Annotated in this window: 14 protein-coding genes; 3 read left to right on the top strand and 11 right to left on the bottom strand. The window is 72.1% G+C overall.

Going from position 1 to position 13098, the window contains the following annotated elements:
- Nucleotides 1-60 precede the first annotated feature (60 nt).
- The 3 genes from Afe05nite_RS24425 to Afe05nite_RS24415 form a co-directional block, all read right to left on the bottom strand.
- On the bottom strand, nucleotides 61-402 hold the full coding sequence (locus Afe05nite_RS24425) for a hypothetical protein (RefSeq protein WP_203819514.1): 342 nt from the start codon (nucleotides 400-402) through the stop codon (nucleotides 61-63).
- A gap of 54 nt (nucleotides 403-456) precedes the next feature.
- Nucleotides 457-1065 (bottom strand): class I SAM-dependent methyltransferase, encoded by a 609-nt coding sequence (locus tag Afe05nite_RS24420; RefSeq protein ID WP_203819513.1) that lies wholly within the window; start codon nucleotides 1063-1065, stop codon nucleotides 457-459.
- A 66-nt stretch (nucleotides 1066-1131) separates the two neighbouring features.
- The gene (locus Afe05nite_RS24415; RefSeq protein WP_203819512.1) at nucleotides 1132-2367 is read right to left on the bottom strand and encodes a citrate synthase; all 1236 of its coding nucleotides are present in this window, start codon (nucleotides 2365-2367) and stop codon (nucleotides 1132-1134) included.
- A 68-nt stretch (nucleotides 2368-2435) separates the two neighbouring features.
- Between Afe05nite_RS24415 and Afe05nite_RS24410 the strand changes: the two genes are divergently transcribed.
- Complete coding sequence (locus Afe05nite_RS24410) at nucleotides 2436-3551, top strand: citrate synthase 2 (protein ID WP_203819511.1); 1116 nt, start codon at nucleotides 2436-2438, stop codon at nucleotides 3549-3551.
- The gene (locus Afe05nite_RS24405) at nucleotides 3548-3904 is read left to right on the top strand and encodes a class I SAM-dependent methyltransferase (protein ID WP_203819510.1); all 357 of its coding nucleotides are present in this window, start codon (nucleotides 3548-3550) and stop codon (nucleotides 3902-3904) included. Before Afe05nite_RS24410 ends, Afe05nite_RS24405 begins: the two co-directional genes overlap by 4 nt.
- On the opposite strand, the gene Afe05nite_RS24400 is transcribed toward Afe05nite_RS24405, so the two are convergent.
- From Afe05nite_RS24400 to Afe05nite_RS24380, 5 genes are all read right to left on the bottom strand, one after another.
- Nucleotides 3882-4175 (bottom strand): YiaA/YiaB family inner membrane protein, encoded by a 294-nt coding sequence (locus tag Afe05nite_RS24400; protein ID WP_203819509.1) that lies wholly within the window; start codon nucleotides 4173-4175, stop codon nucleotides 3882-3884. The genes Afe05nite_RS24405 and Afe05nite_RS24400 overlap by 23 nt on opposite strands.
- Nucleotides 4176-4484: 309 nt before the next feature.
- Nucleotides 4485-6113, bottom strand: coding sequence for a methyl-accepting chemotaxis protein (locus Afe05nite_RS24395; RefSeq protein ID WP_203819508.1), 1629 nt, complete (start codon nucleotides 6111-6113; stop codon nucleotides 4485-4487).
- A gap of 216 nt (nucleotides 6114-6329) precedes the next feature.
- The gene (locus Afe05nite_RS24390) at nucleotides 6330-7136 is read right to left on the bottom strand and encodes an alpha/beta fold hydrolase (RefSeq protein WP_203819507.1); all 807 of its coding nucleotides are present in this window, start codon (nucleotides 7134-7136) and stop codon (nucleotides 6330-6332) included.
- A gap of 10 nt (nucleotides 7137-7146) precedes the next feature.
- A complete protein-coding gene (locus tag Afe05nite_RS24385) occupies nucleotides 7147-9075 on the bottom strand; it encodes a helix-turn-helix domain-containing protein (RefSeq protein ID WP_203819506.1) in 1929 nt (642 codons plus the stop codon).
- Between the two features lie 11 nt (nucleotides 9076-9086).
- Entirely contained in the window at nucleotides 9087-9824 is a 738-nt protein-coding gene (locus Afe05nite_RS24380) for an SDR family oxidoreductase (protein ID WP_203819505.1), read from the bottom strand.
- Between the two features lie 61 nt (nucleotides 9825-9885).
- On the opposite strand from Afe05nite_RS24380, the gene Afe05nite_RS24375 reads away from it, so the two are divergent.
- A complete protein-coding gene (locus Afe05nite_RS24375) occupies nucleotides 9886-10302 on the top strand; it encodes an MmcQ/YjbR family DNA-binding protein (protein ID WP_239118158.1) in 417 nt (138 codons plus the stop codon).
- Here Afe05nite_RS24375 and Afe05nite_RS24370 read toward each other — a convergent pair.
- From Afe05nite_RS24370 to Afe05nite_RS24360, 3 genes are all read right to left on the bottom strand, one after another.
- Complete coding sequence (locus Afe05nite_RS24370) at nucleotides 10297-10989, bottom strand: hypothetical protein (RefSeq protein ID WP_203819504.1); 693 nt, start codon at nucleotides 10987-10989, stop codon at nucleotides 10297-10299. The two genes, Afe05nite_RS24375 and Afe05nite_RS24370, sit on opposite strands and share 6 nt — an antisense overlap.
- A gap of 128 nt (nucleotides 10990-11117) precedes the next feature.
- Entirely contained in the window at nucleotides 11118-12011 is an 894-nt protein-coding gene (locus tag Afe05nite_RS24365; protein ID WP_203819503.1) for a diacylglycerol kinase catalytic domain-containing protein, read from the bottom strand.
- Nucleotides 12008-13030, bottom strand: coding sequence for an SPFH domain-containing protein (locus tag Afe05nite_RS24360; RefSeq protein ID WP_203819502.1), 1023 nt, complete (start codon nucleotides 13028-13030; stop codon nucleotides 12008-12010). Before Afe05nite_RS24360 ends, Afe05nite_RS24365 begins: the two co-directional genes overlap by 4 nt.
- Between the last annotated feature and the right edge of the window lie 68 nt (nucleotides 13031-13098).

Genomic DNA, 13098 nt, shown 5'->3' with positions numbered 1-13098 from the left:
CGGCTAGCGCGGCATCTGCTGGGTCGCACCTGCTGGGCCGCGCCTGCGAACCCGAGCGGCTTACCGTCGTCCCCGCCCCGTGCCCCGCACGCCGACCCGCGCCCACGCCCACGTTCGCGAGGACATCCGCTGGGGCAGACGCCCCTCTCGCCACCGTGGCGCAACGGGACCGGTCATACCGTGCGGCTCATCCGGGCGGCCCGGTTCACCGAGCGTGGGCGGGTGGGTCATCTCCGGCAGATTCTCCATGTCGCGATCGCCGTCGCTGATGTCGAGAACGGCGAAACCGTGGCGTTCGTAGAACGCGCGGGCGTCAGTGTTCTGCTGAAAGTGCTCGCGCTTCGGCGGCGGCAGTTGGGGCATGGTCGCCGACCGGGAAGTCAGGTGGCTGAGCGCGAGCACGGCTGCGTCCGGCTCCGCTGCGAACCGAATCCCGCACCCCGGGAACCAGGCAGGTCACGCCGTGCGTCGCAACTTCACGGTGCTGTCGGTCCGCTCGATCACGTCACCGTCGGGTCCCTTCTGCTGGCGGGGATGAGTCGTGGCCTTCAGCACCGCCCAGGAGTCGCCGAGGTTCAGGGCGGCGATCAGCTCCGGCGGGGTGGGGAAGTGGATCTCCGGGTGGCCGTCGTGCTTGAACGGACCGTGATCCATGTGTCCCTCGATCAGCAGCACGCCGCCGGGGGCGACCGACTCCGCCGCGCGCCGCAGGATCTTCTCCCGGTCGAAATCCGCCCAGAAGTGCAGGAACTGGGCGGAAACCAGGTCGTACTCGCCGGCCGGGAACGTCTTCTCGAGATCGTGCTGCTGGAAGTCGACGGTCACGCCGGCGTCCGCCGCGTGCTTGGCGGCCCGTTTCAGGGCCACCCCGGACAGGTCGACAGCGGTCACCTGCCAGCCCCGCCCGGCCAGCCAGACCGCGTCGGCGCCCTCTCCGCAGCCCAGGTCCAGGGCGCGTCCCGGTGGCAGGTCGGACACCTCCGCCACCAGCTCGACGTTCGGCTTGCCGCTCCAGATCCGGTTCTCCTCGGAGTACCGGGCGTCCCACGCTTGCTCGTCGCTCATGCCGTTCAGCATGCGGTTTCCCGGCCGCTCCGCCGACTTTCGTTGCCGAAACGGCAAATCGCCCGGTCACGGCCCCGGCGGACGGCCGTCGTAGAGGCCGGACGGGCGGAAACGGAGCGGCTTGTCGGCGTACTCCTCAAGCGCGTGAGCCAACCACCCCGCCGTGCGCCCGACCGCGAAGACGGCCTCGCCGGCCTCGGCCGGCATGCCGTGGGTCAGCGCGAGCACCGCGAGGGGGAAATCGACGTTCGGGTGTACGCCGGACCGGGTGCGCATCGCTTCGACGAGGCGCTCGGCCGTCTCCCGCACCGGCCCGTCCCCGATCATCGCCAGCAGGGTCGTGGCGCGCGGGTCGCCGTCGGGGTAGAGCGTGTGCCCGAAACCGGGGATCGGCCGGCCGGCCCGCTGCCGGTCGGTGAGCGAGGCGATCGGGTCTTCGGCGGCCAGCGCTTCCCGGAGCATGGCGTGCACGAGTCCGCTCGCCGCGCCGTGGAAGGGCCCGTCGAGGGCCGCCAGGCCGGCGCTGACCACGGCGTACGGGTTGGCCCGGGTCGAGGCGGCCACCCGGGCGGCCAGGGTCGAGGCCGCCATGTCGTGATCGGCGAGAAGGACCAGAGCGGCGTTGAGCAGCTCGGCCCCGCTGTCCGACCCGGTGCCGCCCGCCGGCCCGGCCCCGCGATCCGCAGCGGCCCCGCCGTTCGGCGCGGTCAGGCCGTCCGAAGCGGTCAGGGCGGGCCAGAGGGTGGCGGCCAGGCCCGCCGGTCGGATGCCGCCGGTCGTGCCGAAGGCGGCCGGCATGGTGGCCAGCATCGCGCGGCCGGTGGCCACCACGGCGGGCGGGGAGGTGTCGAAACGGAGCGGGTCGGCGGCGGCGGTCGCGGCCACGATCACCCGCAGCCGGTCGGTCAGGCGGGCGGTGGACGGCAGCACCGCGACCGCCCGGGTCGCCAGCTCGAGCAGCTCCGGCTGCGGTTCCAGGGCGGCGTGGGTCAGCTCGCCGGTCCACAGCAGGGTGACGACCGACTCGAAACTCGCCGTACGGGCCAGTTCGCACGCGTCGTGGCCGCGGTAGAAGAGCCGCCCGTCCTCGATCAGGGTGAGGCCGGTCCGGATGCCGGGAGTCGTGGTCCGGCGCCGCCCGGCCACGAAAGCGTCCACCTCCGGCTTCTCGAACAGGCTGCCCTTGCCGTCGGCGTTGCGGCGGCTGGTGAGCATTCCCCGGCTGACGTAGGCGTACACGGTCGCGGGTTTGACCCCGAGTCGTTCGGCGACCTGGTCGGTGGTCAGCAGGTGGGGCTCCATGTGTTGATGCTCTCATGTTGATCGCGTCAATGTTGACGTCAACATGTCGTCCTCCACATCGTGGGTGGATGCTGACTGTCAACCCAGGACTTGCCGGTGTCGTCGCGTTCGACACCGAGATCGCCGAGCCGGACCGGGACGGCGGGTCGCTGCGCTACCGCGGCGTGGACGTGCGCGAGCTGGCCGGGCAGGTCACCTTCGCCGAGGTGTGGGGCCTGCTGGCGGACGGCGACCTGACCCGGCCGCTGCCGCCGGCCGAGGCGCTGCCCGTGCCGGTGCGGTCGGGGGACACCCGCGTCGACGTACAGGCGGCGGTCACGATGCTGGCGCCCCACTGGGGCCTGCGGCCGCTCATCGACATCGACCATGAGCAGGCCCGCGACGACCTCGCCCGGGTGTCGGTGACGATGCTGTCGTACGTGGCCCAGTCGGCCCGCGGAACGGGTCGGCCGGTGGTGCCGCAGCGCATCGTCGACGGCGGCGGCACCGCCACCGAGCGGTTCATGCTGCGCTGGCAGGGCGACCCCGACCCGCGGCACGTGGCGGCGATCGACCGCTACTGGATCTGCGCCGCCGAACACGGGATGAACGCGTCCACGTTCACCGCCCGGGTGGTCGCCAGCACCGGCGCCGACGTGCCGGCCTGCCTCTCCGCCGCGGTGGCCGCGCTGTCCGGCCCGCTGCACGGCGGGGCTCCGGCGCGGGCCCTGAGCATGATCGAGGACGTGGAGCGCGGCGCCGACCCACGCGCGTACGTGCGGGGCCTCCTCGACGGCGGCAAACGGCTGATGGGCTTCGGGCACGCCGTCTACCGGGCCGAGGATCCGCGGGCGGCGATCCTGCGTGCCGCGGCCCAGGAGTTGGCGGCCCCGCGTTACGAGGTGGCGCTGGAGCTGGAGAAGGCGGCGCTGGCGGAACTGCGCGAGCGCAAGCCCGACCGGGTGCTGGAGACCAACGTGGAGTATTGGGCGGCGGTGGTCCTCGACTTCGCGGGCGTGCCGGCGGAGCTGTTCGCGTCGATGTTCACCTGCGCCCGTACGGCCGGGTGGAGCGCCCACATCCTGGAGCAGAAGCGGCTGGCGAAGATCATCCGGCCGTCGGCCGATTACGTCGGCCCGCCGGCGCGCTCCGCGACGGAACTGCCGGGCTGGGACGCGGCGGTCAAGCGGACAATGGCCGGGTGAGGACACGCGACGGCGAGCACTGGACGGCCTACAACGACCGGCTGCCGGAGGCCGGCCTGGTCCACTCCGGATATTCGCTGCAATATCTGGCGCCGGCCGACTTCGAGCGGGTCTGGCGGCTGATCCGGGAATGCCTCGCACCGGGTGGCTGGCTCGCCGTCGACCTGCTCGGTGACCGGGACGAATGGGCCGGGACACCGGGGGAGACGTTCGTGTCCGAGCGGGCGGTGCGGACCCTCGTCGACGGCCTGGAGCTGGTGCGGCTGGACGAGGAGGACGGCGAGGGCCCGGCGTACGGCGGAACAAGCTGGCACGTCTTCCATGTGCTGGCTAGACGGCCGCGTTGTCCTTGAACGGGTTGTGTTCGGCTATCAGTTTGTCGATGCGGGCCTGGTCGACGCGGCGGACGACGGTGCCGGCGTCCTGGGCGTCGCGGATGCACTTGGCCAGGGTGAAGGACGACGTGACCACGTAGAGCAGGCCGATCGCCAGGAAGCTGCGGATCCAGCCGCCCACCGGCAGGTAGAAGATGCCGGCGGCCAGGGCCAGCAGGGAGATCACGAACGAGGCGGCCGCCTGCGCGTAGAACGCGGTAGTGACCTTCGGCTGCGCGTTGATGTCCATGGCGGACATCCTTTCCGCCGAGCCGGCCAGGCGGATGAGTGTGAATACTCAGAGTCTGGTAAAAAGCGTTTCAGCGCCGCGGCCCGGGCTTGCCGCGGCCGTGACAACGCGGCCGTGTCAAGGTCGTTCAGGACCCGCCCCGCGGGCGCATCCGAGGCCGCCGGCCGGAACAACGCGTTGATGGCGCAGCACACCGAGATCGCTATCAGCATTCACGGCTGGGTGAATCGGCTGCCGGAAGCCGGCACACGGGCGCGGCGGGTCACCACGGTGTATCGATCTCGTTCATCGTGGCGTCTGCGTAGTGAGTTAGTGGCGGAAGCTGCCGACGACGGCGGTGAGGTCGCTGGCCAGACGGGACAGCTCGGTGGCGGCCTGCTGGGTGGCTCTAGCACCGTCCGCGGTCGTGGCGGCTCCGGCAGCGACGCCGGACACGGTCCGAGCCACGTCGCCGCTGTTGGTGGCGGCATCGGCCACTGATCGGCTCATCTCCGCCGTGGTGGCGGTCTGTTCCTCGACCGCGGAGGCGATCGTGGTGGTGTAGTCGCCGATCTGTCGGATCACGTCGGTGATCTCGCCGATCGCGACGGCCGCGGCGCTGCTGGAGCCCTGGATCGCGCCGATCCGGGCGGTGATCTCCTCGGTTGCCTTCGCGGTCTGCTGCGACAGTTCCTTGACCTCCCCGGCGACGACGGCGAAGCCCTTACCGAGCTCCCCCGCACGGGCGGCTTCGATGGTGGCGTTCAGAGCGAGCAGGTTCGTCTGCTCCGCGATGCTGGTGATCAGCTTGACCACGTCACCGATCTCCGCGCTGGCGGCACCCAGCTCGGCGACCTGGGCGGTGGTGCGTTCGGCGACGGCCATGCCCGTCTGGGCGACGTGCGCCGCCTGCCCCGCGTTGGCAGCGATCTCACCGATCGACGCGCTCATCTGCTCGGCGCCGGCGGCGATGGTCTGCACCCCGGCGTTGACCTCCTCCGAGGCATGCGACGCCGAACCAGCCCGCGACGACGCGTCGGCCGCACCGGCCTGCAACTGCGCGGCGACCGCCGACAGCTCCTCCGCCGCCGCGGACAGACTGACCGCGGTCTGCGACATCCGCCCGCCGATGATCTCCCGCAGCCGGGCGTTGGTGGCGTTCAGCGCGGTACCGAGCTGGCCCACCTCGTCGCCGCTGCGCACGTCGGCCGCCGCGGTCAGGTCTCCCTGTTCGACCCGGCGCAGCACCGCCACGACCCGGCTCAGCGGCTTACTGATCGACCGCCCCACGTACACCCCCACGGCCATGGCCAGCGTCAGACCGATGACCAGGATCAGGATCAGCAGGATGCGGGCGTTCAGAAACGTCGTCTGCGCCTGATCAGCGGACGCGGAGGCCTGCGCCGTCTCCATCTCGTTCAGCGCGGTCAACGCCGCGCTCACCTTGTCGAACGCAGGATCGAACCGGTCGTTCTCGGCCGTGGCAGCCTGCGCGTTCTTTTGCGCCCGGCTCAGCGGCAGAATATCTTCGTCGGCCACCTTGTACATGCCGGCCAACGCCGTCTCGAACTGCTCCCGCAAGGCCTGCTCATCGGCGGTGCCCGGGATCGCCGTGTACTGAGTCCACAACCCGTCGAGGTGGCTGCGAAACTCGGTGATCTCCTTGTCGCGTGCTTGCATGTTGGCAGGGTTGGTGCTGATCACGTGCCGCAGGATGGTCGCCCGGACCTCGTTCGAGTCACCATCGACCTGCGCCAGCAGATTCATCGGCACCAGGTTGCGTTCGTAGATCCCACCCCCGACAGCGTCAACGTCGGCGAGTTTGACGATCCCCATCCCGCCCGCGACCGCGGCGGCGAGGGCGGCGACGAACACCGCGGACATGACCTTCGCCAGCACCGGCAGATCACCCCAGGAGCGACCCCGCTTACGCCCGCCCGTCACTGCCGCTGTCGCCATCCCCGAACCCACCTTCACCGCAGCTCACAACACACCCAGCCCTAGCCAGAACTCACTCCCCAGATCGACCCGAACCCGATATCACTGAGCAGCGGCCCGCGCGGCTCCTCCCTCGTCGCCCACACCCTCTGTCCCGTGAAGAGTGATCGATGCTCCATCACACCGACGTCGTGGACGTCGGCCGCCGCTGACCTGAGACCCTTGTTCACCAGGCTCTCAGATGAGGGTGGCGCGAATCCGGGCGGCGACCGTGGCGGCACCCTTGCCGAGCAGGATCGTGTAGTGGTTCACGTCGGGGACGACCTCGGCCCCGGCCGCCTCGAGCGTCGCGCCGGGGTACATGCCGGTTTCCTCGTCCTGCAGGCCACGTGGGGCGCCGAGCAGCGGGAACGGCGCCGGGGCGGGTGCGGTCAGCATGTCGCGGGCGTCCGCCCGGACGGCTTCCAGTCGGCATGACGAGCCGGTTCCGGTGAAGTCGCGGCGGACGTAATCGGCGATGTCGTCGGACCAATGGTCGCCGAGTGCCGGATTGGCCCGGAAGTAGGCGAGGTACTCCGGCTCCGACGCGAACGTCATCGACAGGCGGCGCATGGCCGGGCCGATCGTGGCCAGCAGCGCGGTGTCGACGTCGAGGCCGGGCGGCAGCGGCAGGGGCAGCCCGCCGTCGACCAGCAGCACGCCCGAGACCCGGTCCGGGTGCCGCTTGACGGTCTCGGTCACCACGAAGCCGCCCATCGAGTGCCCGACCAGCCCGACCCGGTCCAGCCCGAGGTGATCGGCGACCGCGACGACGTCAGCCGCGTGCGCGGCCATGCCGAACGGCCCGGTGATGCCGGCACTGCGGGCCCGGCCCCGAAGATCAGGAGCCAGCAGGTGTACGGCTCCGTCAAGCTCGCGGGCGACGGCGGCCCAGGACAGCGCGTTGGCGGTGATGCCGTGCGCGGCGATGACCGCCGGGCCGTCGCCCGGCCAGTCCAGCACCCGCAGCGATCCGCCGTCGACCGGGACGTCGAATTCCCGCATGTCTTTCCCCTCAGGAGCCGTGGAGTGGGGTGGCCGGCGGGCCGCTGAGCCGGTGCAGCCGCAGGGCCAGTTGGAGGTCGAGGGCGCGGGCCGGAGTCTGCCAGTCCGCGCCCAGCAGGTTGGCGATCCGGTCCAGTCGCTGGGTCACCGTGTTGACGTGCACGTGCAGCGTCTCAGCCGCCCGCGACAGGCTGCCGCCCGACCCGAAGTACGCCTCGAGCGTCTTGATCAGGGCGGTGCCGCGCCGGGTGTCGTAGTCGACGACCGGGCCGATGGTCGAGGCGAGGAACGCCGGGACGGCCCGCTGATCGCCCAGCAGCAGGCCGACGTAACCCAGCTCGGTGTGGCTCGCGCCCTCCCCGGCCCGGCCCAGCGCGAGCAACGCGGTCGCGCACGAGTCGGCCGAGCGGTAGGCCGGGCCGATCGCCGCCGGGGACGCCGCCGGACCGGCCGCGCCCACCGTGACCGGGTGGCCCAGCGCCCGGGACAGCTCCTTGGCCACGGGGCGAGCCGTGGCCGCCGGGTCGGTGCCGGGCAGGATCATCGCCAGCCGGCCGTCCTTGGCCACCGCCAGGCCGCCCCGCGCGGCCGCAAAGGTGCGAGCCCACGACTCCGCCGGCCGGCGCAGGCCGCCCTCGGTGCCGTCGGTCGCGGCCAGCACCACGTGCGCGGTGTCCAGGTCGAGACCGAGCCGGCGGGCCCGCGAGCGGAGCGCCTGCTCGTCGCGTACCGGTCGGCCGATCAGGTCGTCCAGCAGCTCGCCGCGCACCTGGCCCTCGGCCTCGGCCACCGTGCGCCGGAACAGCAGCAGCAAGGCGGTGATCTGCGCGGCCCGCTCGAGGATCCGCTGGTCGGCGCCCGCCAGCGGACGCGCCGGCCGGAAGACGAGGGCGCCCAGGTTGTCGGTGCCGGCCACCACCGCCGCCACATGGGCGTCACCACGCTCGACGCTGCGGCCGGCGCTGCGTGAAGCGGCCACCGCCTCGTCGAGGTCGGCCGGCTCCACCGCGACGCCGTCGCCGGGCTCGGCTGATCGGGGGGACTTCGCCACGGCGAGTCGGTGGCCGGCGGCGTCCAGCACCAGCAGGGTGCCGCCGAGCAGGTCGACCAGGTCGTCGGCGACGTCCTCGACACCGCCGCCACGCAGCACCAGGGCGGTCATCCGGTCGTGGGCGGAAGCGGCGCGTTCGACCGAGGCGCTGTGGGCCTGGATCACGGTGTTGGCGGCGGACAGTTCGGCCAGCGCGGCCCGGGTCTCGGTGAGCAGCCGGGCGGTGTCGATCGCGATGGCGGCGTGGGCCGCCAGCGATCCCAGCAGGGCCACCTCCTCGCGGGCGAACGCGCGCTCGGTGCGGTCGGCGGCGAACAGGACGCCGATCACCGCCGAACCCAATCTCAGGGGTACGCCGAGGATGGCGATCAGGCCCTCGTCCCGTACGCCGGAATCGATCTCCGGCGTGTGGCGGAACCGCGGATCCGTACCGTAGTCGGCGGTCGCGTAGGGCGTCCCGGAGACCGCGACCAGACCGCCCAGCCCGGCCCCGGCCGGCAGCCGCAGGGTCTGGAAGCTCGCCGCCACCGAACCGTCGGTGATCCGCATGTAGGTGTCGCCGCGGTCCGGGTCGTTGAGCGTCAGGTAGGAGACGTCGGCGCCCAGCAGGTTTCGCGCCCGGTGCACGATGGCCCGCAGCACCGCGTCGACGTCGCGCAGGCCGGCCAGGTCACCCGCGGTGTCGTAGAGGGCGGACAGTTCCTCCTCACGGCGCCGGCGGCGGGCGAGCAACGCCCGTACCCGTAATGCGGTGCTCTTGATCTTTTCCAGCTCGACCAGATCGTCGGGCGGGGCCCCGGCCTGGCGGGCGGCGAGCAGTGGGCGCTCGAACTCGACCGGCGCGGCCTCGCGGGCCAGCAGGTCCAGGTATTCGAGCGGGCTCAGCATGATCGTCAAAGCTAGTGCGCCGTCCAGCCGCCGTCGATCGTGATCGAGGAACCGGTGATCAGCGAGGCGGGTGGGGTGCATAGGTAGGCCATCAGCTCGGCGACCTCGGCCGGTTCGATGAGGCGTTTGACGGCGGCCCGCGCCAGCAGGATCTTCTCCACCACCTCGGCCTCCGGGATGCCGTGGAGCTGGGCCTGGTCGGCGATCTGCCGGTCGACGAGCGGGGTGCGCACGAACGCCGGGCAGATGCAGTTGGAGGTGACTCCGTGCGGTGCGCCCTCGAGGGCGGTGACCTTGGAGAGCCCTTCGAGCCCGTGCTTGGCCGTGACATAGGCCGATTTGAACGGCGAGGCGATCAGGCCGTGCACCGACGAGATGTTGACGATCCGGCCCCAGCCGCGGTCCGTCATGTGCGGCAGGACGTGCTTTATCAGCCGGTAGGGTGCTTCGACCATGACCCGCTGGATCAGCGCGAACCGATCGTCGGGGAAGGTGGCGATCGGCGACACGACCTGTAGGCCGGCGTTGTTGACCAGGACGTCGACCGTAGCCGGCAGGCCGTCGATGGAGGCGAGGTCGCTCAGGTCGGCGACTATCGTGTGCTCGCCCGGATCGAGGTCGACGATCACCACCTCGGCCCCGGCCGCGGCCAGACGTCGCGCGCAGGCCTGGCCGATGCCGCTGCCGCCCCCGGTGACCAGCGCCGTCTTGCCGGTCAGGTCCAGGTCGACCACATGTCCCGTCGTCATGTCGTGAACTTACGAGGGTTCGCGGCCGCCCGCACATGTGCTCGTCCCACATAATCGGGTGGTGCCTCAGGACAACCGGCCCGCCCGGATCGACGACGTGCACGAGATCGCGCGGGCGATGCCGCACGTCACGGTCGAGGACGGCAACAGCGGTAACCCGGTCTATCAGGTCGGCCGCAAGTCGTTCGTGTTCTTCCGGACGCCGCGCCCCGACGCCGTCGATCCCGTGACCGGCGAACGCTATCCCGACGTGATCGTGTTCTGGGTCGAGTCCGACGACGACAAGCAGGCGCTGGTGCGCGACGAGTCGACACCGTTCTTCACCACGCCGCACTTCGACGGCCATCCGTCGGTGCTGCTGCGGGCCGCGCGGATCGGCGAGCTCACCCGGGAGGAGCTCGCCGAGATCATCCAGGACGCGTGGTTGTCGCGCGCCTCGAAACGCCGCGGTGCCGATTGGCTCGCCGCCCGGTCATGAGCCGATCCGCGGGCAGTCGTCGAACCGTTCGTCGCCGGTGCGCCGCAGGGTCTGCCAGGTCTTGCCGGCCAGCCGGAAACGGTAGCGGAAGACCACGTTCGGGCAGGAGTTGTCGGTGCTCGCGTCGACGCCGAAGGCGGTGATGTCGACGATCCCCCGGTCGACCTTCAGCTCGTGCACGGACGGCCCCTCGGCGGCGTCGGTGAGCAGGGTGCCGATGCGGCGCGGCCGGGACACGTGCGAGGTGCCGTCGAAGATCTCCACCACCGACGCCCAGTACGACGTGAACGGCTTGCAACTGCGCACGACCAGGCTGTCCGGCACACCGTCGGCGTTGACGTCGCCCCGGACCACCTTCTGGACGACGACCGGCTGATCGTCGTAGGGGCACTCCCGCACCACCTCGGCCCAGCGCGGACCGGTCTTGGCGGTGGCGAGCGTGGGGTCGGCCTTGACCGCGGAGCCGCCGCTGCCGGAGCCGCCGCTGCCCGAGCCGGTGCTGCCCGAGCCGGCGCTGCCCGGGGCGGTGCTGCCCGGGGCGGGGGCCGCGGTCGGGCTCCACGGCGCCGAGCTCGGCATTGCCTCGGCGGTGGGGTGAGCCGGCCCGGAACAGCCGGTGGCGGACAGGGCGCCGGCGGACAGGGCGGCGAGGGCGGTGGCGGTGCGAGCGACGATGCGGCGCGACATGGTGAACCCCGTTTGGACAATGGCGGCCACCGATGCCGGGCCGCCCCGCCGATGACGTTACGAACGGTGGCCGGACCGTTGCTCCCCGCTTCGTGCCAGCCGTGCACAGGGTGCTGTCGGCGACCGGACTAGACCAGGCGGAGGCGCCGATCGGCGGCCCGGATCCGGAGGCGCTGGCCCCAGGAGAGCTCGATCGCGTCGGACTCCAGGCCGTCGGCGAAGACCACCAGGCGTTCCGATTCGCTTGCCAGCTCCAGTTCCTCGCCGGCGTTCAACAGGCCGGCGTCGCAGTTCACGCCGGTGGCCGGGGAGGGCCACGCCTCGCGGACGAACCAGCAGATCTGCGGGGCCGCCGCGGACGGGAACGGCGGGGCGGTGGCCCGTTCCCGGGCGATCGAGGCGCACCAGCCCGTCGCGCCCGTGCCGGTGCCGGCGATCAGGCCCGACGAGGACTGGCGCTCGCGCCGGCCGTCCGGGGTGGTCAGGACGTAGCGGGCGGACTGGTGGCTCGGGTGCCCGACGTAGATCTCGTTCAGGCCGTGCAGTTCCTGGCCGTCGTCCAGTTCCGCGGTCACCATCGTGCGGCTCTGCGCCGTCCCGGGATCGCGCAGCAGTTCCGCGACGTCGGCCGCCCGGTGGCGCACGAGAACACCGGGATTGCGGCCCTTCTCCGGGTCGACGCCGATGACCGGTTGCCCGTCGAGATATTTCGCCACGTTCGCGACGAGGCCGTCCGGGCCCACCGCGATCACGATGTCCTCCGGGGCGAACAGGAAACGCGGCAGATCGGCGCGCTCCACCGCGCCCCGCCGCCAGTCCGCCGGGATCGCCGCGCTCACCTGCGTCACCGCCCGGTGCAGCGCCTCGTGCCGGGCCGACACCTCGTCGAGGTCGCGTCCGCGTTGCCGCAGGAAGTAGGCGGCGGCGCCGTGGGTGCCGTGCCGGGCGAGCAGTTCGTCGAGCTCGCTACGCCGCCTCACCACCACCACCCGGGGCGCCAGGGTGCTGCGGGCGGGGTTCATCCGAGCTGCCCGAGAAGCTTGCTGAGCAGGTCGGGCGTGACGGTCACGGCGCCGATCGGAGGCAGGTGACCGGCGAGCTCCTTGACCGCCAGGGCCTGCAGCACGGCCGGCGGCACATCCTGGTAGGCGGCCAGGCGCGCGGCCTCCGCCTCGGCCTCGGCCAGGCCGACGACACGTGCACCGGCGGCGCGGGCCTCGTCGTGCGCCCGGGTCGCGTCGGCCTGGGCCGCCGCGGTGGTCCGGGCCCGCTCCGCCTCGCCCCGGACCGCGACCAGCTGCGACTCGGCGTCCAGCTCGGCGCCACGCCGGGTGTTGGCGCCGCGCTGCTCGACCAGCTGCTGCTCACGGCGGGCCAGCTCGATCTTGCTCTGCAGCTCGTTCTCGGCGATCGAGCGCTCCTGTTGCACGGCGTCGGCGCGGCGGGCGTACGTGGCCCGGTCGGCCTCCCGCTGCACCTGCTCGCGGGTGGGGGTCTGCAGCGCGCGCTCCAGGTCGGGCTCGGGCCGGATCGCGATGACCCGGGCGCTGACCACCGTCACCCCGGTCTCGGTCAGCCGCGGGTCGTCGGCGAGCGTGCCCGCCACCGCTTCCCGCAGCGCCGCGATGCCGCTGGTCAGCGCCTCGGCGAGGGGAACCCGGGCGAGCAGGTCGAGAGCCGGCTGCTGGGCCAGCTCGGCCAGCAGCGTGGCGACCTGGTCGAGCGGCTGTCCGGGCCGGCGTCCCCGGTAGGGGTCGATGGAGAAGTCGAGGCGGGTCGCCGCCGCGACCGGATCGTTGATCCGGTAGGTCACCGTGGCCTGCACGGTCACGTCGGCGAAGTCGAGGGTGCGGGCGTGGAACAGCAGCGGCAGTTCCCGGTCGTCGACCGGCACCTCGGACAGCACCGCGGTCAGCGGCCGGTACCAGAACGAGAGTCCGGTGCCCTGCCGCCGCGTGCGCCCACCCCGGCTGAGGCTGACCCAGCTGGTGGGGGCCGCGCGCAGGTGCCGCATGTTGAACCGCCGGGTCACGTCAGCCATGGTGGCCGCCTTCCGATGTCTCATCGCGTTGTCGTCAACATGACGATAAAGCGTGTCGTCTATTATCG

The organism is Paractinoplanes ferrugineus, assembly GCF_016862195.1.
Taxonomy (GTDB): domain Bacteria; phylum Actinomycetota; class Actinomycetes; order Mycobacteriales; family Micromonosporaceae; genus Actinoplanes; species Actinoplanes ferrugineus.
The sequence above is the reverse complement of the archived record's forward strand: the minus strand, read 5'-3'. Positions and strand labels throughout refer to the sequence as shown.

Coding starts and splice junctions, on each gene's coding strand:
- Afe05nite_RS24420 (WP_203819513.1), bottom strand. CDS start 1,065: ATGAGCGACGAGCAAGCGTGGGACGCCCGGTACTCCGAGGAGAACCGG.
- Afe05nite_RS24415 (WP_203819512.1), bottom strand. CDS start 2,367: ATGGAGCCCCACCTGCTGACCACCGACCAGGTCGCCGAACGACTCGGG.
- Afe05nite_RS24410 (WP_203819511.1), top strand. CDS start 2,436: ATGCTGACTGTCAACCCAGGACTTGCCGGTGTCGTCGCGTTCGACACC.
- Afe05nite_RS24400 (WP_203819509.1), bottom strand. CDS start 4,175: ATGGACATCAACGCGCAGCCGAAGGTCACTACCGCGTTCTACGCGCAG.
- Afe05nite_RS24395 (WP_203819508.1), bottom strand. CDS start 6,113: ATGGCGACAGCGGCAGTGACGGGCGGGCGTAAGCGGGGTCGCTCCTGG.
- Afe05nite_RS24390 (WP_203819507.1), bottom strand. CDS start 7,136: ATGCGGGAATTCGACGTCCCGGTCGACGGCGGATCGCTGCGGGTGCTG.
- Afe05nite_RS24385 (WP_203819506.1), bottom strand. CDS start 9,075: ATGCTGAGCCCGCTCGAATACCTGGACCTGCTGGCCCGCGAGGCCGCG.
- Afe05nite_RS24380 (WP_203819505.1), bottom strand. CDS start 9,824: ATGACGACGGGACATGTGGTCGACCTGGACCTGACCGGCAAGACGGCG.
- Afe05nite_RS24370 (WP_203819504.1), bottom strand. CDS start 10,989: ATGTCGCGCCGCATCGTCGCTCGCACCGCCACCGCCCTCGCCGCCCTG.
- Afe05nite_RS24365 (WP_203819503.1), bottom strand. CDS start 12,011: ATGAACCCCGCCCGCAGCACCCTGGCGCCCCGGGTGGTGGTGGTGAGG.
- Afe05nite_RS24360 (WP_203819502.1), bottom strand. CDS start 13,030: ATGGCTGACGTGACCCGGCGGTTCAACATGCGGCACCTGCGCGCGGCC.